At 61.3% G+C, this 21118-nt stretch carries 21 protein-coding genes; 11 read left to right on the top strand and 10 right to left on the bottom strand.

The genetic code is table 11. From position 1 onward, the window contains the following. Positions 1-2: 2 nt before the first annotated feature. Positions 3-4229, bottom strand: a complete 4227-nt coding sequence (gene hrpA, locus BUC24_RS02995) for an ATP-dependent RNA helicase HrpA (protein WP_178372469.1) — start codon at positions 4227-4229, stop codon at positions 3-5. Between the two features lie 54 nt (positions 4230-4283). Here hrpA and argA point away from each other — a divergent pair, with 54 nt between their 5' ends. Both argA and BUC24_RS02985 read left to right on the top strand, forming a co-directional pair. After that, a complete protein-coding gene (argA, locus tag BUC24_RS02990; protein WP_073212597.1) occupies positions 4284-5594 on the top strand; it encodes an amino-acid N-acetyltransferase in 1311 nt (436 codons plus the stop codon). A 35-nt stretch (positions 5595-5629) separates the two neighbouring features. Then, positions 5630-5902, top strand: a complete 273-nt coding sequence (locus BUC24_RS02985) for an oxidative damage protection protein (protein WP_073212595.1) — start codon at positions 5630-5632, stop codon at positions 5900-5902. Between the two features lie 99 nt (positions 5903-6001). On the opposite strand, the gene BUC24_RS26840 is transcribed toward BUC24_RS02985, so the two are convergent. Then, positions 6002-6841 (bottom strand): hypothetical protein, encoded by an 840-nt coding sequence (locus BUC24_RS26840; RefSeq protein ID WP_073212593.1) that lies wholly within the window; start codon positions 6839-6841, stop codon positions 6002-6004. Positions 6842-6875: 34 nt separating this feature from the next. Beyond that, a complete protein-coding gene (gene rpiA / locus BUC24_RS02975; protein WP_073214700.1) occupies positions 6876-7556 on the bottom strand; it encodes a ribose-5-phosphate isomerase RpiA in 681 nt (226 codons plus the stop codon). A gap of 151 nt (positions 7557-7707) precedes the next feature. Here rpiA and BUC24_RS02970 point away from each other — a divergent pair, with 151 nt between their 5' ends. The 3 genes from BUC24_RS02970 to BUC24_RS02960 are packed head-to-tail and all read left to right on the top strand — an operon-like array spanning position 7708 to position 9665. Then, positions 7708-8079: a response regulator gene (locus BUC24_RS02970; protein WP_073212592.1), complete on the top strand. Its 372-nt coding sequence runs from the start codon at positions 7708-7710 to the stop codon at positions 8077-8079. Between the two features lies 1 nt (position 8080). Next, on the top strand, positions 8081-8701 hold the full coding sequence (locus BUC24_RS02965; RefSeq protein WP_073212591.1) for a chemotaxis protein CheC: 621 nt from the start codon (positions 8081-8083) through the stop codon (positions 8699-8701). Position 8702: 1 nt separating this feature from the next. Then, positions 8703-9665, top strand: a complete 963-nt coding sequence (locus tag BUC24_RS02960; RefSeq protein WP_073212589.1) for a sensor domain-containing diguanylate cyclase — start codon at positions 8703-8705, stop codon at positions 9663-9665. Between the two features lie 133 nt (positions 9666-9798). Here BUC24_RS02960 and BUC24_RS02955 read toward each other — a convergent pair whose 3' ends face one another. After that, on the bottom strand, positions 9799-10266 hold the full coding sequence (locus BUC24_RS02955) for an Lrp/AsnC family transcriptional regulator (RefSeq protein WP_073214697.1): 468 nt from the start codon (positions 10264-10266) through the stop codon (positions 9799-9801). Between the two features lie 127 nt (positions 10267-10393). On the opposite strand from BUC24_RS02955, the gene BUC24_RS02950 reads away from it, so the two are divergent. The 3 genes from BUC24_RS02950 (at position 10394) to BUC24_RS02940 (ending at position 12500) form a co-directional block, all read left to right on the top strand. Beyond that, entirely contained in the window at positions 10394-10666 is a 273-nt protein-coding gene (locus BUC24_RS02950; RefSeq protein WP_073212588.1) for a hypothetical protein, read from the top strand. 82 nt (positions 10667-10748) lie between these two features. After that, entirely contained in the window at positions 10749-11360 is a 612-nt protein-coding gene (locus tag BUC24_RS27180) for a PEP-CTERM sorting domain-containing protein (RefSeq protein WP_229448000.1), read from the top strand. Positions 11361-11603: 243 nt separating this feature from the next. Next, positions 11604-12500: a tetratricopeptide repeat protein gene (locus tag BUC24_RS02940; RefSeq protein ID WP_073212584.1), complete on the top strand. Its 897-nt coding sequence runs from the start codon at positions 11604-11606 to the stop codon at positions 12498-12500. An 85-nt stretch (positions 12501-12585) separates the two neighbouring features. On the opposite strand, the gene BUC24_RS02935 is transcribed toward BUC24_RS02940, so the two are convergent. Next, the gene (locus BUC24_RS02935; protein ID WP_073212583.1) at positions 12586-13134 is read right to left on the bottom strand and encodes an HD domain-containing protein; all 549 of its coding nucleotides are present in this window, start codon (positions 13132-13134) and stop codon (positions 12586-12588) included. Between the two features lie 112 nt (positions 13135-13246). Here BUC24_RS02935 and BUC24_RS02930 point away from each other — a divergent pair, with 112 nt between their 5' ends. After that, positions 13247-13855, top strand: coding sequence for a hypothetical protein (locus BUC24_RS02930; RefSeq protein ID WP_073212581.1), 609 nt, complete (start codon positions 13247-13249; stop codon positions 13853-13855). Between the two features lie 45 nt (positions 13856-13900). On the opposite strand, the gene BUC24_RS02925 is transcribed toward BUC24_RS02930, so the two are convergent. From BUC24_RS02925 to edd, 3 genes are read right to left on the bottom strand one after another with little or no spacing between them, the layout of a single operon-like run. Next, positions 13901-14530 carry a Rhs element Vgr protein gene (locus BUC24_RS02925; protein ID WP_229447976.1) on the bottom strand — a complete coding sequence of 210 codons (630 nt, stop codon included), beginning with the start codon at positions 14528-14530 and terminating at the stop codon, positions 13901-13903. Next, a complete protein-coding gene (eda, locus tag BUC24_RS02920) occupies positions 14466-15092 on the bottom strand; it encodes a bifunctional 4-hydroxy-2-oxoglutarate aldolase/2-dehydro-3-deoxy-phosphogluconate aldolase (RefSeq protein ID WP_073212579.1) in 627 nt (208 codons plus the stop codon). The genes BUC24_RS02925 and eda overlap by 65 nt, the downstream gene beginning before the upstream one ends. After that, positions 15089-17005, bottom strand: coding sequence for a phosphogluconate dehydratase (edd, locus tag BUC24_RS02915; protein WP_073212577.1), 1917 nt, complete (start codon positions 17003-17005; stop codon positions 15089-15091). Before edd ends, eda begins: the two co-directional genes overlap by 4 nt. Positions 17006-17247: 242 nt before the next feature. Between edd and pgi the strand changes: the two genes are divergently transcribed. Further along, positions 17248-18891, top strand: coding sequence for a glucose-6-phosphate isomerase (gene pgi / locus BUC24_RS02910; RefSeq protein WP_073212575.1), 1644 nt, complete (start codon positions 17248-17250; stop codon positions 18889-18891). A gap of 3 nt (positions 18892-18894) precedes the next feature. Then, the gene (locus BUC24_RS02905) at positions 18895-19791 is read left to right on the top strand and encodes an SMP-30/gluconolactonase/LRE family protein (protein ID WP_073212573.1); all 897 of its coding nucleotides are present in this window, start codon (positions 18895-18897) and stop codon (positions 19789-19791) included. Positions 19792-19805: 14 nt separating this feature from the next. Here the strand turns inward: BUC24_RS02905 and BUC24_RS02900 are convergent, their stop codons facing one another. Then, positions 19806-20240, bottom strand: coding sequence for a hypothetical protein (locus BUC24_RS02900; RefSeq protein ID WP_143167368.1), 435 nt, complete (start codon positions 20238-20240; stop codon positions 19806-19808). Between the two features lie 3 nt (positions 20241-20243). Continuing rightward, complete coding sequence (locus BUC24_RS02895) at positions 20244-20999, bottom strand: AAA family ATPase (RefSeq protein WP_073212570.1); 756 nt, start codon at positions 20997-20999, stop codon at positions 20244-20246. Positions 21000-21118: the final 119 nt, after the last annotated feature.

Here is a 21118-nt window from a genome sequence, read left to right as displayed (position 1 = left end):
GCTTAGCGCTGCATCGATTCCCATACTTTTTGCAGGCGCTTCGAGGACACTGGCATTGGTGTCCTCAATTCCTGCGCAAACAAGGAGACGCGCAACTCTTCCAGCATCCAGCGGAATTCCACCATTTTGGGGTCGGTATTCTTGCCGGCCAGACGATCTTTTGCTGCGCGCATGAAGTGGCTGGCCGACTGCGTCCATTCCGCCATCAGCTTGGCGTCGCGGCTTGGGTCGGCACGCAGTTTTTCGATGCGCACGTTGATGGCCTTCAAATAGCGTGGAAAATGCGCCAGCTGCGCGTAGTCATTGTCGATCAGGAAGCGCTTGTGCACCAGGCCCTGCAGCTGGGTGGTGATGTCGGCGGCCGCCTGCGGGTTCACGCTTTGCAGCTTCTTGGGCAAGCCGTGGAACTCGGTCAGCACTTGCGATACCAGACGCGCGATCTCGTTCACCAGCAGAGTCAGGCGTGATTTGCCTTCATCCTTGCGCTTGTTGAACGAGGCCGCGTCGGTCGGCAGCGGGTCCTGCAAGCAGGCAATGTCGATCGCCTTTTGAATGATCTGGTCGCGCAATTCTTCCTGCGAGCCCATGGCCATGAATTGCATGCCCATTTGCTGCAAGCCCGGAATGTTTTTTTCAACAAACTTGAGCTGCTCCTTGAACTGCAGCGCAAACAGGCGGCGCAGGCCAATCCGATGCGTGCGCGCGGCCACGGTCGGGTCGTCAAACACTTCCAGGTCGCAGTGCGTGCCTTTGTCCACCAGTGCCGGGAAGCCAATCAGGGTCAGCTTGCCCTGCACGATTTCCAGCAACTCCGGCAGTTCGCCAAACGTCCAGTTGGTGAGGCCCGTATGCTGGCTGACTACCGGTGCGGCAGCCTTTGGTGCGGCGCCTTGCGGCGCGCCCTTGGCAGGCTGGGCTGTCGCCACCACGCCCTTGGCCGGCACCGATACTTCCGCCAGCTTCTGGAAACTCTGACGCGCCTGGCCGCCAAATTCCGCTTGCAGGGTCGCCAGATTGCGGCCCATATCCAGCTGGCGGCCGTGTTCGTCAATGACCTTGAAGTTCATGAAGTGGTGGGCTGGCAGCGTCTCGGCCTTGAAGTCGCTGGTCAGCACCGACAAACTGGTTTGCGCGCGAATGTCGGCAATGATGGCGTCGATCAGGTCGCCCCGGCCAAACACGCCTGCCTCGTGCACGCGCTCGCAGAAACGCGCCGCGTAGTCCGGCAGCGGCACGCAGTGACGGCGCAGCTTTTGCGGCAGCGATTTCAGCAGCAGGTGCACTTTCTCTTTCAGCATGCCGGGCACCAGCCACTCGACGCGCTCGCGCGGCATCTGGTTCAGCGCAAACAGCGGTACCGACAGCGTCACGCCGTCGCGCAGGCTGCCCGGTTCAAAGTGATAGGTCAGCTGCATTTCAATGCCGGTCACCGACATGGTTTTCGGGAACAGCTCGGTCGTCACACCAGCGGCCTCGTGGCGCATCAACTCTTCACGGTTCAGGAACAGCAGCTTGGGTTCTTTCTGCGTGGCGTCCTTGTGCCACTTCTCGAAACCGGCGCCGTTGACGACATCGTTCGGGATCAGCTTGTCGTAGAAGGCCGCGATCAAGTGGTCGTCCACCAGCACATCCAGGCGGCGCGATTTGTGCTCGAGGTTTTCAATCTCTTTAATGAGCTTGTGATTGTGCGCGAAGAACGGCGCGCGCGTATCGTAGTCGCCCTGCACCAGCGCGTCGCGAATGAAGATCTCGCGCGCCTCGAAGGGGTTGAACTGACCATAATTGATGCGCCGCTGGCTGTAAATCACAATGCCATGCAAGGTCGCGCGTTCCGAAGCCGTCACCTGGGCAGCGCGTTTTTCCCAGCGCGGCTCGCCCCACGATTTTTTCAGCAGGTGTGCGCCCACCCGTTCGATCCATTCGGGCTGAATCTGCGCCACGCAGCGCGCGTACAAGCGCGTGGTTTCCACCAGTTCAGCCGCCATGATCCACTTGCCGGGCTTTTTCAGCAGCGACGAACCGGGCCAGATGTGGAACTTGATCCCGCGCGCGCCCAAGTAGCCCGCGCCCGGTTCGTCCTCGGCCTTGAAGCCAATGTTCCCCAGCAGGCCAGTGAGCAGCGCCGTGTGCAGGTTTTCGTAAGTGGCGGCCAGCTCGTTCATGCGCCAGCCCTGCTCCTTGACGATGGTCAGCAGCTGCGAATGCACATCGCGCCATTCGCGCAAGCGCACCTGGGACAGGAAGTTGCTGCGGCAGGTTTCCTGCAGCTGGCGGTTGGTCTTTTTGTGTTCGATGGCGTCTTCGAACCACTTCCAGATCTTGATATAAGTGAGGAACTCGGACTTCTCGTCCGCGAACTTCTTGTGCGCCTCATCGGCCGCCTGCTGGTACTCCATTGGCCGGTCGCGCGGATCCTGCACCGACAGGGCCGAGGCGACAATCAGCATCTCGGTCAGGCAGGCGTTGTCCAGCGCGGCCAGAATCATGCGGCCCACGCGCGGATCGAGCGGCAGCTTGGCCAGCTTGTGGCCCAGCGGGGTCAAGTTGTTGGTATCGTCAACGGCCCCCACTTCCTGCAGCAGCTGGTAACCGTCGGCGATGGCGCGGCCCTGTGGTGGCTCAATGAAGGGGAAGGTCTCCACATCGGTCAGATGCAAAGACTTCATCCGCAAAATAACGGCCGCCAGCGAAGAGCGCAGGATTTCGGGTTCGGTAAATTTGGGACGCTGATTGAAGTCGTCCTCTTCGTACAGGCGGATGCAGACGCCGTCGGCAACGCGGCCGCAACGGCCGGCACGCTGGTTGGCAGCCGATTGGGCAATCGGTTCCACTTGCAGCTGCTCGACCTTGTTGCGGAAGCTGTAGCGCTTCACCCGCGCCAGCCCGGCGTCGACCACGTAGCGGATGCCTGGCACCGTCAGCGAAGTCTCGGCCACGTTGGTTGCCAACACGATGCGGCGCGCGTTGGTGATCTTGAAGACCTTCTCCTGCTCTTCCACCGACAGGCGGGCAAACAGTGGCAGGATTTCCACATGCGGCGGATGGTGCTTGCGCAGGGCTTCGGCACAGTCGCGAATTTCACGCTCGCCCGGCAGGAACACCAGCACGTCGCCCGAGCCCAGGCGGCACAGTTCATCCACGCCTTCGACCACGGCGTCCATCAGATCGCGCTTCTCGCGCGCGGCCTGCGCCTTGGGCACTGGCTTGCCCTCCGGGACCGGCACATTGACCGGATCACGGTCGACCGGGCGATAGCGCACTTCCACCTTGTACAGGCGGCCAGATACTTCGATCACCGGCGCCGGCATGTCGGGCGTGCCGAAATGGCGCGCGAAGCGGTCGGCGTCAATCGTGGCCGAGGTGATGATCACTTTCAGATCAGGGCGGCGCGGCAGCAGCTGCTTGAGGTAGCCAAGCAGGAAGTCGATGTTCAAGCTGCGCTCGTGCGCTTCATCGATGATGATGGTGTCGTAATTGCGCAGCAGCGGGTCGGTCTGGGTTTCGGCCAGCAGAATCCCGTCGGTCATCAGTTTGACGTAGGCGCCCGGCTTGAGGGTGTCGGTAAAGCGCACCTTGAAGCCTACATGCTCGCCCAGCGGCGTGCCCAGCTCCTGCGCGATGCGCTTGGCGGTGGAGGAGGCCGCGATCCGGCGCGGCTGGGTGTGGCCGATCAGGCCTTTGACACCGCGCCCAAGCTCAAGGCAGATCTTGGGGAGCTGGGTGGTTTTGCCGGAACCGGTTTCGCCGGAGACAATGATGACCTGGTTTTCCAGCAGTGCCTTGGCGATGTCGCCGCGGCGGCCTGAGACGGGCAGGTCTTCGGGGAAGGTGATCGGTGGCAGGGGCGTGCGGAGTTGTTCGCGCGGCGCGCGTTCAGGGGTGGCTTCGCGCGGCGGGCGCGGGGTGCGGTCGGTCTGGCCGTCGCGGCGCGCGCGGGGCTGCGCGGGGCGTGGCGACTGATTGGCGGTGCCATGGGTCCCCGCCTGCGCGAGGACGATGTTGTTACGCGGCGGCTGGTCGCGCGGGGCGCGGTCCGGGCGTGCATCGTTACGCGGCGGCTGGTCGCGCGGGGTGCGGTCCGGGCGTGCTTCATTGCGCGCGGCCTGGTCGCGCGGGGCGCGGGGCGGGCGTGCTTCATTGCGCGGCGCCTGGCCTGCGCTGCGTTCACCTGGCTGGCCTTCACGCGGGGCGTTACGGGGCGCGGAGGGCTTCTTGCTCTGATCTGACATTGTTTTTTACACTGTTTTGGTGCGCAAGTCGCGCAGCGAATTATAATGCGGCAAATGGAAACCTTTAACCAATTCGTCCAATGGCTGCGCTCCGTCGCGCCCTACGTCCACGCCTTCCGTGGCAAGACCTTCGTGGTCGCCTTCCCAGGTGAACTTGTCACGGCTGGCGCCCTGCCCGTGCTGGCCCAGGATCTGTCGCTGCTGGTGGCGCTCGGCATCCGCGTGGTGGTGGTCCACGGCTCGCGTCCGCAGGTGGCCGAACAGCTGGCACTGCGTAACGTCGAAGGCCGCTTCCACAACGGCGTGCGCATCACCGACACCGCCGCCCTCGAATGCGCCAAAGAGGCGGCCGGCGAACTGCGCCTCGATATCGAAGCTGCCTTCAGCCAGGGCTTGCCCAACACGCCAATGGCGCATGCAGCCATCCGCATCATCTCGGGTAACTTCGTCACCGCACGCCCGCTCGGCGTGATCGACGGCGTCGACCTCGAACTGACCGGCATGACCCGCAAGATCGCGGCCGAAACCATTCACGCCATTCTGGCCACCGATTCGGTGGTGCTGCTCTCGCCGCTGGGCTTCTCGCCCACCGGCGAAGTCTTCAACCTGACCATGGAAGACGTGGCCGTCTCCGCCGCCATCGCCCTGCACGCCGACAAGATCATCTTCATCACCGAAACCATGATGATGAAAGATGAAGCCGAGGTCGAGATTCGCGAATTGTCATCGCATCAGGCTGAAGCCGTTTTGCAAGCGGGCTTTTTGCCCACCGATGCCGCTTTCTACCTCCAGCACTCCATCAAGGCGTGCAACAATGGCGTGCCGCGCGCGCACATTCTGCCGTTTGAAATGGACGGCTCCACCCTGCTCGAGCTGTTCACCCACGATGGCGTGGGTACCATGATCAGCCACGAAAACCTGGAAAGCTTGCGCCAGGCCACGATTGAAGACGTGGGCGGCATCATTAAACTGATTGAACCGCTGGAAGCGGACGGCACCCTGGTCAAACGGGGCCGCGAGCTGATCGAGCGCGAAATCGACAACTTCAGCGTCATCGAGCACGATGGCGTCATTTTCGGCTGTGCCGCACTGTACCCCTTCCCGGCAGAAAAAATGGCCGAGATGGCTTGCCTGACCGTGAACCCCGAAGTGCAGGCGCAAGGCGACGGCGAGCGTATTTTAAAGCACATGGAAAACCGCGCGCGTTCTTTGGGTATCAAGCAATTGTTCGTATTGACCACCCGCACCTCGCACTGGTTCAAGAAACGCGGCTTTGTGCCCGCCACCGTCGATGCCCTGCCAAAAGACCGCCAGCATATGTACAACTGGCAGCGCAAATCCCAGGTGTTGATCAAACCTTTATAATCACGCTTTTACCGACACCGCTTTAGGAGCACCACATGGCGCGCACCGTCCATTGCATCAAACTGAACAAAGAAGCCGAAGGCCTCGACTTCCCGCCTTACCCAGGCGAACTGGGCAAAAAGATCTGGGAATCGGTCTCGAAGGAAGCCTGGGCCGCCTGGCTCAAGCACCAGACCATGCTGGTCAACGAAAACCGCCTGAACCTGGCCGATCAGCGCGCGCGCAAGTACCTGGCGGCGCAAATGGAAAAGCATTTCTTCGGCGAAGGCGCGGACGCGGCCGCCGGTTACGTTCCGCCGGCAGACTGACTTTGCAGCGCAGGCAGACGTAAAAAAACCGGGCACGCCCGGTTTTTTTACGTCCCAGCATCTGCCATCGCCGTCACAGCGTCGATGGCAGACCCAATTTTATTGCGTTGCCGGTACAACCAGCTGCGCGAAGGTTTCCTTGCCAACTTGGTCGGCCAGGCTGTTCATGCCAACCCAGGCGCTGAAGTTCGAATCCTTGAAGGTGGTGACACGGCCGCGGTATTCGGTTTTCACAGCCAGACGGTCCTTGCCGGCCATGAGGCCGAACATGACGCGCACTGCAGGCGGACGCTGGCGGTAGTCGGTGATCGACACTTTTGCCGTTTCAACAGCCGATACCCTGTAGCCACGCGCAGCGGCAGCGCCGGCGTAAGCTTGCTGAATCAGGCCGGCCACCTTGAAGTTCTGGCTGCAGTTGCCACAGGCCCAAACCACGTTGAGCTTTGGCACTTCACGCGCGCCCAGCACGCCGCCCTCGGCTGCGACCATCACAGGCTGGCCGTCAGCGGTCTCGCCTTGCTGCACCATGGCGCCTGCTGGCAGCGCGTAACCGCCCTGCGGCACGACCGAGGTGGCCACACATTGACGGAATTCACATTTGGCGGTGTACAGCGCGCGGTTCGGGCAAACCATGCGATACGTTTCGACCGGGCCAGGTGGCGAGGTCAGGCCGGCACCCACACCACCGACGCAACCGACTTGCTTGGCCATGTTCTCGACCGTGGTGGAGGACACCCCGGCGCGGAAAGGAATGTATTCGACTGGCTGAGCGGCAGTATCTGTGCCAGGCGCGGCGACAGGCGCCGCGACAGCCGCGGTCTGCGTCTCGGCGGCGGGTTCGGCAGCAGCCACAGGCGTCCAGGCAGGCATCGGCGCGCGTTTCGATGCGCAGCCACCCAGTACAGCCGCACATGCCATCAATACAATCAATCGCTTCATCATTTTTCCTTGTTGTTAAATTACGCCAAAGTTCTCAGGCGAACGTCAGCGTTTTGACGCCTTCGCTGGTTCCCAGCAGGCACACATCGGCGCCGCGCCGTGCAAACAGGCCGACAGCGATGACGCCGACGATCTGGTTGATTCCTTGTTCCAGCCCTTGCGGGTCGGTGATATGCAGTCCCGCAACGTCGATAATCTCGCCGCCGTTGTCGGTAATAAATGCTTGATCGGTGCCTGGCTTCAGGCGCAAACGCGGCTGGCCACCCAGTGCCGCAAGCTGGCGCATGACGGCCGCGCGGGCCATCGGCAGCACTTCGACCGGCAGGGCAAACTTGCCCATGACCTCGACCAGTTTCGAACCATCGGCAATGCACACGAACTGGCGCGATACCGAGGCAACGATTTTTTCGCGCGTGAGCGCCGCGCCGCCGCCCTTGATCATCGCGCCGCTGGCCGTGATTTCATCGGCCCCGTCGATATAGACTGCAATCTCGGTCACGTCGTTCAGATCGAACACCGCAATGCCATGCCCGCGCAGGCGCGCCGCGGTCGCTTCCGACGATGCCACGGTGCCCTTGATACGGTCTTTGATGCGGGCCAGCTCGTCAATGAAGAAATTGGCGGTGGAGCCGGTGCCGACGCCGATAGTTTCGCCATCGACCACATAGTCGATAGCCGCGCGCGCGACAGCCTGCTTCAGTTCGTCTTGGGTCATGATCTCGGAAATAATGAGTAATGGCATCATTCTAGCGGATAGACTACCCACCAATCATCTTTTGCAGGCAAAAGGTGTCGCGTTTTTGTGAATCCCTCCAGCAATGTATGCGAAAATGTGACATGCCCAAAGCACAGCCAGGAATCCAGAAATGAGCGAAACCACAACGGTTCTGATCGTCGATGACAGCCGCGTGTCGCGCATGATGGCGCGCCAGTTCATCCTTAGCGCCCGCCCCGGCTGGTCCGTGGAAGAATGCGCCACCGGCGAAGAAGCGCTGGACAAGGCCGGCACGGCCGATCCAGCCCTGATTTTGATCGACGTGAACATGCCCGGCATTGGCGGTCTGGCTGCGGCCGAGCAGCTGCGCCGGCTGTGTCCAAAAGCCCACATTGCGCTGGTCACCGCCAACGTGCAGAACGCCACCCGCAATCGCGCCAACGAACTCGGCATTGGTTTCATGGAAAAACCAATCACCGAAACCAAGCTGCATGGCCTGATCAACGCCCTCGCGCTGGCCTAGCATGTTCAATCTCACCGACCTGCAGCACGACGCGCTCGTCGAAATCTTTAATATCGGTGTGGGTCACGCGGCCCGGGCCATGAGTGACATCGTCAACGAAGAAGTGACGATGTCGGTACCCCTGATTACCTTCCTCAACCGCGCCGACGCCGGTTCCATGCTCGGCAACAAGGAAGGATCGCGCGTGTGCGGCGTCAGCCAGCACTACGAAGGGGCATTCTCCACCGAAGCCATCCTGATGTTTCCGGAGGATAAAAGCCTCGATATCGTGCGCCTGATGGTGGGCGAGTCGGTGCCCCTACAGGAATTGACCGAAATGGAACAGGAGGCGATGAGCGAGATTGGCAACATCATTCTCAATTCCTGCGTCGGCACCCTGGCCAATATCTTTTCCCAGGAATTGAGCGGCTCGCTGCCGGTCTATCACGTGGGCACCAGCGAGCAGATTCTGACTGCCTCGGGCGGGCTGGCCGACAGCATCGTGCTCATGCTGCATATCGATTTCATTCTCGAAAAGCACCAGATCCACGGCTACGTCGCCTTCATCCTGGATCTGTCCGCACTGCACGATTTGCGCGAGCAAGTGGACCGCTACCTTGCCAAAGTGATGGGTTCACCCTGACATGATGCACACTGCAACAGGCCGGCTGGGCATGCTTGAAGAGGTGCTTGGCGCCCTGAACATGGGCGTCGTGGTGCTGGACCAGGCGCGCCAGGTGGTGCTGTGGAATGGCTGGATGGGCCAGTATTCAGGACATGCCGGCAAGGATGTGCTGGGCCAGGATTTGTTTGGCGTGTTTCCCGATCTGAAGGGCAAGCGCCTCGACAGCGCCGTCCAGCAAGCACTGCGTGACAACTTTCCCTCCGTCTTATCGCAAACCCTGCACAAGGCGCCCTTTGCCCTGTTTGCCAACCCGGCCGCGCGCGCTGCCAACGAACGCATGCAGCAGGCGGTGGCTGTGACCCCGCTCACGGTTGCGGGCGGCGAGCGGCACTGCCTGATCCAGATTGCCGATGTCAGCGTGGCAGTCAATCGCGAACGCCTGCTGCGCGAGCAAGCGTTGGAATTGCGCTCCCAGACCTTCTCCGATGGGCTGACCGGCATTGCCAACCGGCGCCATTTCGATGTCACGATGGAAAAGGAACTGCGGCGCGCCAAGCGCTCAGGCAGTCCGCTGACGCTGATGATGATCGATATTGACGCCTTTAAGCCCTTTAACGACCATTATGGCCACCAGATCGGCGACGATGCCTTGATCAAGGTGGCGACCGCATTGGCCAGAATGCTGCAGCGTCCGGCTGATCTGATTGCCCGTTACGGTGGCGAAGAATTTGCGGCAGTGCTGCCCGACATGGATGCGGCACAAAGCATGAAGATGGCCGAAGCCATGCGCCTGACCGTGGCGGCACTGAACATCCCCCACGAAAAAGCGGGCCACGCCGACCGCGTGACCATCAGCATTGGCCTGGCCACATTGAGCAACGGCAGCCAGTCCACCATTGCCGACCTGCTCGGCGCCGCCGACCGCGCCCTGTACACGGCCAAACGCGCCGGCCGCAACTGCGTCGTCGCCCACACCGACTAGCCCGCGCCCCCCCACATCGCCACGACGGACGCATCCCACTACATCGCCCTCGCGTAGGCGGGGGCCCATACCACGCCCCCGCAGCCCCAAAAACTCGCAACACAACAGGCCGCCTACAACGCCCCCCATCCCATCAAGGCTGCGGCGAATGCACCCGCTTCAGCATCCGCAACACAAAAGTAGACCGGCTATGCCGCAACCCCGGCAATTTGTACAGCTTGCGCCTTAAAAACTCCTCGTATCCTGCCGTGCCCGCCACCGCCACCTTGATCAGGTAATCGTATTCACCGGTCAGCAAATACGCTTCCAGCACTTCCGGCATATCGGCCAATGCCTGCCCGAAACGCTCGAAGGTATCGTCGTCATGCCGGTCCAGCGTCACCTCGATCATCACCGTATCGGGCACACCAAGCGCCTTCTGATTTAGCAGCACCGTATAACCCTCAATCACACCCTGCTCTTCCATCTGGCGTACGCGATTCCAGCACGGCGAGGCCGACAGCCCAATTTTTTCTGCCAGATTGGCATTCGAGATGCGGCCGTCGAGGCGCAGTTCGCGCAAGATTTTGCGGTCTATATCGTCAAGTTCAGCAGGATTCACCGTAATTTCCAATCCAAAAGAAGATTAATGTGAATCTTAATCCATTCCGAGATGATTCTTCTAAATTTTTAGATTTACGCGGCAATTTCGAAAGCCTATTTTCCGTGCGGCCAGCTATCCTTCTTGAATGAATCCGAACCGCTTGCCACTTGTTTTTTCGCTCGACCGCGATCATCCGCTCGACACCCTCGAAGCCATCCTCGCCATTGCCCGGCGCGGGAATGTGCATCTGACGAGGTTGCAGGTCGAGCGCACCGAGGTCGCCATGGAACTCGGGGCGGACGATCCCGACCTGCTTAGCCTGTTCAGCGCGCGCCTGCACAACGTGATTGGAATCTATGACATACGGTTGTCGGAATCCTTTACATTCTCGCCGCAGGAAACACTGGCACTTTGCTAAGTGATTGATATCAAAGCCTGGTCCGAAGTGGTATAAAAATTGCATTAGTCTTGTCATTCCCACTAACGCATTGGACCAGGTCATGAAACTTGTTCGCACGTTCATTCAGGCAGGCGCGCTGGCCGCGCTGTTTTCCGCCACCAGCGCCCAAGCCGCGCTTATTCTCTACACCGATCGCGCCGCGTTCGACGCCGCCACCACAGGCACGGTCGTCGAGCCATACACCGCGCCGCTTAATTCGTTCACCGAAATTAGCAACACCACCTACAACGGCATTGGCTACAGCAGTGACACCTATCTGGTCGACCCTGGCTACTCGCCTACCCTGTATCAGTGGAACTCTGGCGCAGTGCTGCTGATTGACAGCCCAGCCACGCTGACCTTCGGCGCCAGCACCGCCTTTGCCGCCGACTTCGGCACCATTCTCGGGCAGGCCAACAACGTCACCGTCACCATCAACGGCATTGCCACCGTGATCAGTACCAGCCTGCGGCCCGAGCTGAGCTTCTACGGCTGGACCTCGACCGACCCGATCACCTCGGTGCAAATCTCCACCAGCGCCGACTACCTCATTCTCGACAACGTCACCCGCGCCCGCCGTGCACCGCCCGTGGACGTACCGGAACCGGATTCGATCGCCCTGCTCGGCCTTGGCCTGCTGGGCCTGGCACTGAGCCGCAAGCGGCGCGCCTGAACCAGCGCGCTTCCGCACCAGCCCGCCTCGCGCGGGCTTTTTTTTGCCCACCGCAATGGCAATCGCCGCACGGCAATCTCGTCAAGGTTGCCAATTCCTCAAAAATATCCGACACTGGAGATATTGCACTACATCAATCACTATTGACGCAGACCGATGAACAAATATTTATCCCTCCCCCTCGCGCTATGCGGTCTGCTGGTCGCCACCCAAGCTTGTGCAGCAAGCGATCACGATGCGCTGATGAAGGCAAAAAAATACGCCGACGCAGAAAAAGCGGCTGCCGCCGTACTGGCGCAGGATCCAGGCAATGCAGAAGCCATGGCCAACCGTACCGATGCCATTCTGGCGAGTGGGCGCTCGGCCCGCATTGAAGAAGCTATCAAACAAGCACAGCAATGCGTCAATGCCAAGGCCGCTGACGCGCGCTGCCAGCTGGCGCTGGGCAAGGCGCTGGGCGCGAAGGCAATGAATGGCGGCATGTTGTCGGCCATGGGCTATGCCAGCGACATTCGCAACGCCTTCAAGAAAGCCGTCGATCTCGATCCACGCAATCTGGACGCGCGCTTTTCGCTGCTGCAGTATTACCTGATGGCGCCTGGCATTGTGGGCGGTGGCACCGGCAAGGCCGAAAATCTGGCGGCCCAGACCGTCACCATTTATCCGGAAGCGGCCAAGCTGATGCAGGCGCGCATCGACATTGCAGGTGACCGTCTGGCCAAGGCAGAAGCGACCGCACTGAGCGTGCGCGCCAGCAGCGACGATGAACTGGCAGAGCAACAACTGGGCGTGCTCGCTGCGGTCGCCTTCAAGCACTTGAGCCAGAAACGCGTGGGCGAGGCCGAGCGCATCTTCAATGATGCGGCCAAGCGCTTCCCGGACAGCGACGACGTGGCCTATGGGCAGGCCCGTGTGTTCCAGGAACAAGGCAAGCACCGCGAAGCGCTGGCCATTCTGGAAGCGGCACTAGCCAAGGATGACCGCTCGCACGTTCACTACCGCATTGCCAAGTCGCTGCAGGCCTTGGGTGAGAAAGCAAGAGCAAAGGCAGAATATGAAAAGGCACTGTCGTTCAAGGCCGACTTGCCGCCGAATATGAAGAACGATTCCGAAGAACAGTTGAGGGTCTTGAAGGGCTAAGTCAACCCACCGCCTGATACGCTGTACCCTGCACACTCAACCCGCCAATCATTACAGAGAACCTGGCGGACGCACTCACACGAGGTCAGTCAACCGGATACGTCGCGATCTTCGCCGCAAGTCGCTCGGCCAGCTTGCTGTTCGCCGCACCCAGCGCATCAAGGATCACCTGCGCCTCAACGGTGTACTGGCGCTTCTTTTCACTTGTCCAGTAAAACGGCGGATGATACAAATTGCTGATGCGGTCAGCGAGCTTCACCGCCCACACTTCTTTCGGCTGCTGCCGGATGCGCGCCAGCGTATCGCGCATTTTTTCTTCCCCAGTGGGCAGCGCCATGTTCTTGGTCAAGGCAAGAACACCAGCCGCCACGGCCGGACCGAAACGCTCGCTCACCTCGTCAACGGTGGTATGGGTATCCTCCATCACATCGTGCAAAAGCGCGCACTGCACAGCAAGGTCGAGGTCCCATCCTGCGGCTCCCGCAATACCCCATGCAACTTCCGCGGCGACACTGGCCAGGTGATTGATATATGGGACCTTCTCGCCCTGCCCGCGCCCGCCATAGGTCTGGCCTGCATGGCGTGCGGTGACAAATTCCCACGCATCAGCGTAGGCATCGATACCTGATTTCACGTGCTTCCCTTCAGAGGCTGTTGCGTTTGAACTTGCTAGAAGAATAGAACAATTGTACCCTGCCATGCTGCGGGCCCAAGCAGGGCGGACGCATCCAACACCAAGGCAAGTCATGCTCCCGCGATCCTATTCGTGTACCGGCTGTAAAGAAGAATTCAATTTCAAGTTTCGGGAAGCTTGCTATTACTTCGGCGGTGATTCGCTTGGCGGTTCAGTGCGCGATGCCGATTTATTCAATATGCCCGTCCGACCAGCCTGGTGCAAGGACTGCGGCGGTATTTGCATCGCCGAAGATATCGCCCCCCTGCGCGCCTTTGAAGCTGCTTATGGCGCAGCGCGGACAGGAAAACCAATCGAATACCCAATTGCTTCGGAATGCATGACGCCCGACACCGTCATTCCAGAAGCCGAAGCATTTTTGCGATGGCGCATGCAGCGGCGCCGATCCGCCAGAATATTGTGCTGTGGCGGCGTCAATTTTCAATTCCTCGACGTGGCGCAGCCGCTGTTTCGACATGTCGAATGCGACTTTGGCGTGATAGAACCAAGTGCATCCCATATCGGACCATACAATTCGCCGGGTCCGGGAGAGTATTCGCCGGCGGACATTCTTGTCTGCGACGGCGAAGGCGAGCTGCTTGGTCTGCTCACCTGGCGCCAGCGCGACCAGCGCACGTGGTCTGTCGCGCCAATGCAGTACGCTTGGATTGACGAAGAATAAACGAATGCGCCGAGCCGCCTCGCGTTTCAAAAAAAGGATGCGCGGCTATGTGGACGGTAAAAGACGCAATCGCATTCTTGGCAGGTTGCCGCGATCGCCAGGCGCTTGGATAAAACGATCGAGAACATGCTCGAAGAGCGCCAGTTGTGTCGCATGGCGCGGCTGACGCATGCTGGCAGCCGACCCCATATACTTCAGCGCAAAGTAGTCCGCCAGCAAATCGCCCTGGGCTTCCATGTTGTAGTCCGCGAGCGTCTTGCCAGGCGCAAGTACGTAGCGATAACTCAGGCCGATGCGCACTGCCCCGCGCAAGCGCACCGGATACCCCAGCTGGTGCTGCCAGACGTGCACCATCTCATGCATGAACCAGTGGCGCGCCCCTTCGGTGCCAGTGGAAAAATCGACCAGACAACAAGAATGATGGAAGTAGATGGCGCCATTCGGACTCATGGCGCAGTTGCGCGGCTGCAGGCCAAAAGGCAGATAGCGCCGGTTGTAGATGCGCACTTTGCGATAGTCGATGGCGTCGCCAAACAGCTGCGCCGCCATCGCCACCTCACCTTCGGTCAGCGCGCGAAAGCGCTGCCGTCCGTGCCGCGCTTTCAATCGCTCAGACGCGCAGTGCCGCCGCAGCGCGTGCCAGTTCCGTAATATGCGCCCAATCGCCAGCGGCAATCGCCTCTTTCGGGGTCAGCCACGAGCCACCCACGCACGCCACGTTTTTACAAGCGAGGAACTTGGGCGCGGTCTCAATGGAGATCCCGCCGGTCGGGCAGAACGTCACGTCCGGCAGCGGGCCGCCAATTGCATTGAGCATCCCCACGCCACCGGCCGGCACCGCCGGGAACAGCTTGAGCTGACGGAAGCCCGCTTCGCGCGCAGCCATCACTTCGGACGGCGTCATCACGCCTGGCAGCAGCGGCAAGCCGCTCTTGCGGCCTGCTTCAATCAGGCTGGCGGTCAGACCAGGCGAGACGCCGAACACGGCGCCTGCATCGCGCGAGGCAGCAAATTCTTCGGGTTGGGTCAGCGTGCCGACGCCAACGATGGCGCCCGGCACCTCGGACATGGCGCGGATCGCGTCCAGACCATGCTTGGTGCGCAGGGTCACCTCGAGTACGCAGATGCCGCCCGCAACCAGGGCGCGCGCCAAAGGTACCGCGTGCTCGGGATCATCAATGGCGATAACAGGGATCACGCTCGCCGAGCGCATGATGTCAAGGAGGGTCATGGTCATTTTGGGTTCTTGATCAGGAAGTCTTCGTCGGAGCCTGGCACGGTGTCGCCAATATCGGCGGTCGCGTGCAGCGGCACGGTGGTGTGAATCGGGGATGGCAGCGGGAAGGTGGTGGCGCCGGCCTCCGCTTCGCTGATGGTGTTGCGGAACACGGCATACAGTTCGCGTCCCATGCCGATATGGCTGGAGCTCAGGTCGGCCGTGGCCAGTTTGCGCGCGGCCCAGACATCGGCCGGCACCAGCGCTTCGAGCGTGCCGGTGGTGGCATCCAGACGAATGATGTCGCCGTCGCGCACCAGCCCCAGCGGGCCGCCAGCGAGAATTTCGGGCGACACGTGGATGGCCGCCGGTACCTTGCCCGATGCGCCAGACATGCGCCCGTCGGTCACCAGCGCCACGTGGCGGCCGGCATCCTGCAAGTTGGCCAGGGCCGGGGTCAGGGCATGCAGTTCCGGCATGCCGTTGGCGCGCGGGCCCTGGAAGCGGATCACTGCCACAAAGTCGCGGTCAAGCTTGCCGGCCTTATAGGCATGCATGAAGTCTTCCTGCGAATTGAAGGTCAGCGCGGGCGCTTCCACCACGCGGTGCTCTTCCTTGACGGCAGAAATCTTCATCACGGCGCGGCCCAGATTGCCTTTGACCAGAATCATGCCGCCATCTTTGGCAAACGGATTGCTGGCCGGACGCAGCACGCTGTCGTCGCCGGTGACGGCCGGCGCATCTTTCCAGAACACCTTGTCGCCATCGAGGAAAGGCTCTTTGGCGTGCGCGCGCAAGCCATGGCCCAGAATGGTGTTGACGTCGTCGTGCAGCATGCCGATGTCGAGCAGTTCACGAATCACGAAGCCCGGGCCGCCAGCCGCATTGAAATGGTTCACGTCGGCGTCGCCGTTCGGGTAAATGCGGGTCAGCATCGGCACCACGGCCGACAGCTCGTTGAAGTCGTCCCAGTCAATCACGATGCCAGCCGCCTTGGCCATGGCCACCAGGTGCAGGGTGTGATTGGTGGAGCCGCCCGTGGCCAGCAAACCGACCACGGCGTTGACGATGCATTTCTCGTCAACGATGTGGCCAACCGGCGTATAGCGGCTGCCCTGCTGCGAAATTTCAACCGAACGCACGGCAGCGCTGGCCGTGAGCGCATCGCGCAATGGCGTGCCTGGCGTGACAAATGCGGCGCCTGGCAAGTGCAGACCCATGATTTCCATCAGCATCTGGTTGCTGTTGGCCGTGCCGTAGAAGGTGCAGGTGCCGGCACCGTGGTAGGACTGCGACTCGCATTCGAGCAGCTCTTCGCGCGTGGCCTTGCCCTGCGCATAGAGCTGGCGCACGCGCGCTTTTTCCTTGTTCGACAAGCCCGACGTCATTGGCCCGGCCGGCACGAACACGGCCGGCAGATGGCCGAAGTGCAGCGCGCCGATCAGCAGGCCAGGCACGATCTTGTCGCACACGCCCAGGTACAAGGCGGAATCGAACATATTGTGCGACAGCGCCACGGCGGTCGACATGGCAATCGTGTCGCGCGAGAACAGCGACAGTTCCATGCCCGGCTGGCCCTGGGTCACGCCATCGCACATGGCGGGTACCCCGCCGGCGAACTGCGCCACGGCGCCCACGTTGCGCACAGCATCTTTAATGACGGCTGGGAAAGTCTCGAACGGCTGGTGCGCCGACAGCATGTCGTTGTACGACGAAACAATCGCGACCGACGGCTTTTTGGCCTCGCGCAGCTTGAGCTTGTCGTTGGCGGGAAAGGCGGCAAAGCCGTGCGCCAGATTGGTACACGACAGGGCGCCGCGCTGTACGCCCTGAATCCGCGCCGCATCGAGGTGCGCCAGGTAAGCCGCGCGCGACGCTTTGCTGCGCGAGATGATCCGATTGGTCACCGTTTCAACTACGGGATGCAACGCCATGGTCGTTCCTTATAAATTTATTTCCTGAAATTTTACTACAAAATCGATACGAACTGAACAAATCCGTGCCCGATCTTGCACCTGCTGCAGCAAAAAGGCAAGTTCTTGAACGGCATTCAAGCGCCGAGGCCGCTACCCTTGCTGGTTAAACGCGCAGGCCGGGCCGGGATTTTTTGTAGTGAATTTACGAATTTTTCCTGTATTATTCGACAATCCAGCCCAACCAACCTCCTAGCCTACCTATGCTCCAGCCTGCACTCACTTCCACCGCCAGCTACCAGGCGCTTGAAACCCACGCCATTGAAGCCGAAGACTGGCAATTGCGCAGCCTGTTTGCCGCCAGCGACACGCGCTTCCCGGATATGACCGTGGACGCGGCCGGCCTGTTCCTAGACTATTCAAAAAACCGCATCGATGCGCGCACGCTTGAACTGCTGACCGAGCTGGCGCGCGAGCGTGGCGTTGACACCCAGCGCGACGCCATGTTTGCCGGCGAGCGCATCAATCTGACCGAGCAGCGCGCCGTGTTGCACACCGCCCTGCGCGCACCGCGCGGCACCGCCCTGACCGTCGACGGCCAGGACGTCAACGCCGACGTGCACGCCGTGCTCGACCGGGTGCGGATTTTCTCCGACGCCGTCCGTAGCGGTACCTGGCTTGGCCACAGCGGCAAACCCATTACCGACATCGTCAACATCGGCATCGGCGGCTCCGACCTGGGCCCGAAAATGGTGTGCCTGGCATTGCGCCAGTATGCTCATCCGCGCCTGCGCATGCACTTTGTCTCCAATGTCGATGGCCACGACATGGATGCCGCGCTGACCAAGGTCAATCCGGAAACCACGCTCTTCATCGTCGCCTCCAAGACCTTCACCACCACCGAAACCATGATGAACGCGCAGACCGCGCGCGCCTGGTTCCTGCAAAGCGCGCCCAGCGAAGCGCTGGCCAAGCATTTTGTCGCCGTCTCCACCAATACCGAAGCCATCAAGGCGTTCGGGATTGACCCGGCCAATATGTTCCCGTTCTGGGATTGGGTGGGCGGGCGCTATTCGGTCTGGTCGGCCATTGGCCTGTCGGTGGCGCTGTCGGTCGGCTTTGGCTATTTCAGCGACCTGCTGGCCGGCGCCCACGCGATGGACGTGCACTTCAAGGAAGCGCCGCTGGAAAAGAACATGCCGGTCCTGCTGGGCATGATCGGTTTCTGGAACCGCCACTTCCTGGGCTGCGCCTCGCTCTCGATTGCCCCCTACCACCAGGACCTGAACCGCTTCCCGGCTTACCTGCAGCAGCTCGACATGGAGAGCAATGGCAAGCGGGTCACCAAAGGCGGCCAGCCGGTCGATACCCTGACCTGCCCCGTGATCTGGGGCGACTGCGGCACCAACGGCCAGCACGCCTACTTCCAGCTGCTGCACCAGGGCACGGACGTCACGCCCATCGACTTCATTGCCGCCCTGCGTCCGGCGCACGAATATACCAACCAACACGCGGCGCTGCTGGCCAACTGCTTCGCCCAGTCGGAAGCGTTCATGCGCGGCAAAACCATCGATGAAGTGCGCGTGGACCTGCAGGCGCAGGGCTTGTCGCTGGCCGAGATCGAGCGCCTGGCGCCGCACAAGACCTTCCCCGGCAACCGCCCCAGCAACACCATCCTGATGGAATATCTGACCCCGTACACGCTCGGCGCGCTGATCGCGCTGTATGAACACAAAACCTTTGTCCAAGGCGTGATCTGGGACGTCAACAGCTTCGACCAGTGGGGCGTGGAACTGGGCAAGGTACTGGCCAAGTCGATCGAGGCCGAGCTGACCGGCGCCTCGGTGCCGGAACGCCACGACTGCTCCACCAATGGCCTGATCGCCATGGCCAAGGCAGCGGTGTAAGCCATGGACAGCGCCCACTTCAATGTCGTCCACCCCGAGCCCATGCAAGTGGGCGAATGCCCGCTATGGCATGCGGCCGAGCGTAATATCTACTGGGTCGATATCGGTGGCATGGCGGTACACCGCGTCCATCCACTGACCGGCGAACACCGCCAGTGGTCCATGCCCAGCGAGCCATCGGCGCTGGCCATGCATACCCACGGCGGGCTGGTGGTGGCCACGCGCGCCGGTGTGGTGCATCTGGACACGGCCAGTGGCGCCATCACGCCCATCGCCCCGGCACCGTACGATACCGCCACTACCCGCTTCAACGATGGGCGGGTCGACCCGGCGGGCCGCTTCTGGATTGGCACCATCTTCGAACCGCGCGACCGCCAGTCCGCCGAAATGTACTGCCTCGAAAAAGGGACGCTGAGCCTGAAATGGTCAGGCGGAATGATGAATTCGAACGGTCTCGGTTTCGCGCCGGACGGGCACAGCATGTACCACGCCGACACGGCGGCGCACCGGATCAACCGCTACGATTTCGCCGCCGAGAGCGGCACCGCGTCGCATCCGCAGGTATTCCAGCAATTCGCATCCGACAAAACGGCTGCCGACTATGGCGGCCGGCCGGACGGCGCCGCCGTCGACAGCGAAGGCGCGTACTGGTGTGCGATGTTTGAAGGCGCACGCCTGCTGCGCTTTGCGCCAACGGGCGAACTGCTGCGCGAAATCGCCCTGCCCCTGCGCTGCCCGACCATGCTGGCCTTTGGCGGCGAGGATCTGCGCACCCTGTATATCACCAGCGCCAGCCATGGCCGCTCCGCGCAGGAACGTGAGCGTTATCCGCTAAGCGGCTGCGTGCTGTCCTTGAACGTGGATGTGGCAGGACGCGAAGAACCGCCCTACCTGGCCTGAACCGGCTACAGGTCCTACAGTCCCCGTATCCAGTAGCGCGCCACACTGCCCAGCAGCGCCCCGCCAATGGCAGCAAGCAGCACCCCATCGATTGGCGCACCAAGCAGCGCGGCAATGGCAGCGCCCGTCACGGCGCCGCAGACGGCGCGAATGGTGCCGCCTGAGCGCGCGTATTTGCGCTCGCTCTCGGTGATCACGGCAATCAGCAAGAAGGTCCCGAACAGCCAGGCGCAAGCAAAATACAGGAAGAATGCCCTGGCAGACGTCACCAGAAAGGACGCCCTGGTCAACAGCAAAATCCCCCCAAGGATAGCCCCGCCCGATAACAAGGCCGTCACAGGATGCCGTTGCACCCAGTCCAGCAGGCGCACCAGGCGTCCTGGTTCGTGCGCGATGCGTATCGGAGCAGGCGCTTTACTCATTGGTGCGCGGCGTTTTTTTCTCGTCATTGCTTAGTCCTTGTCGTCGAACAGCGTACGGATCATGCCTTCCGGGTTGGCGAGGAATGCGCGGGTCACTTGATAGTGTTCGGTGTCGCGATACTGCAGTTCCGTGATGCCGTCTTCGCCGAACTGATAGATGCGTGCGTCCGGGTAGGCCATCAGGATCGGCGAGTGCGTGGCGATGATGAATTGCGAGTCATCCTCGACCAGCGTGTGAATGCGCGCCAGCGCAGCCAGCTGGCGCTGCGGCGACAAGGCCGCTTCCGGTTCGTCCAGCAGGTACAAGCCCTGGCCGCCGAATCGCTTGGTCAGCAGCGCCATGAACGATTCGCCATGCGACTGCTCGTGCAAGGACAGGCCGCCGTAATGATTGATGATCGGCGGCCCGCCAAACGGCTCCTTGTCCAGGTTTTCAATTTCGGTCGCGACATTGAAAAAGCTTTCCGCGCGCAGAAAGTAGCCATCGCGCGCGCGCCTGAATCCTTTTGCTACGCGCAGGTATTCATGCAGCACCGAATGCGAGCGCCGGGTGCCGAAGCTGAAATTCTTGCCGCCGCCTTCGGCATTGAAGCCCAGCGACACGGCAATCGCTTCCAGCAGGGTCGATTTGCCCGAGCCATTTTCGCCAATGAAGTACGTGACCTTGGGGTGCAGCGGCAGATTGTCCAGCGCGCGCACCGATGGCAGACAAAAAGGGAATCGCTCGAAAGAGTCAATCATGTCGCGCCGCAGCGAAACCGCACTCACATATTGTCGTGAAATCATAAAGGTGCTGCAGCGCAGGTCGGTTCTTTTATAGGTGTGCAAAAAGGCATTATTGCCCGATCAAGTATACAATGTCAGTACAGGTTCAGGGCATCGGGATGAACATATGAGCAAACGAG

Source organism: Massilia sp. CF038 (assembly GCF_900129765.1).
Taxonomy (GTDB): domain Bacteria; phylum Pseudomonadota; class Gammaproteobacteria; order Burkholderiales; family Burkholderiaceae_D; genus Telluria_A.
Note: the sequence above shows the minus strand (reverse complement) of the source record. Positions and strands in the feature narration are given on the sequence as shown.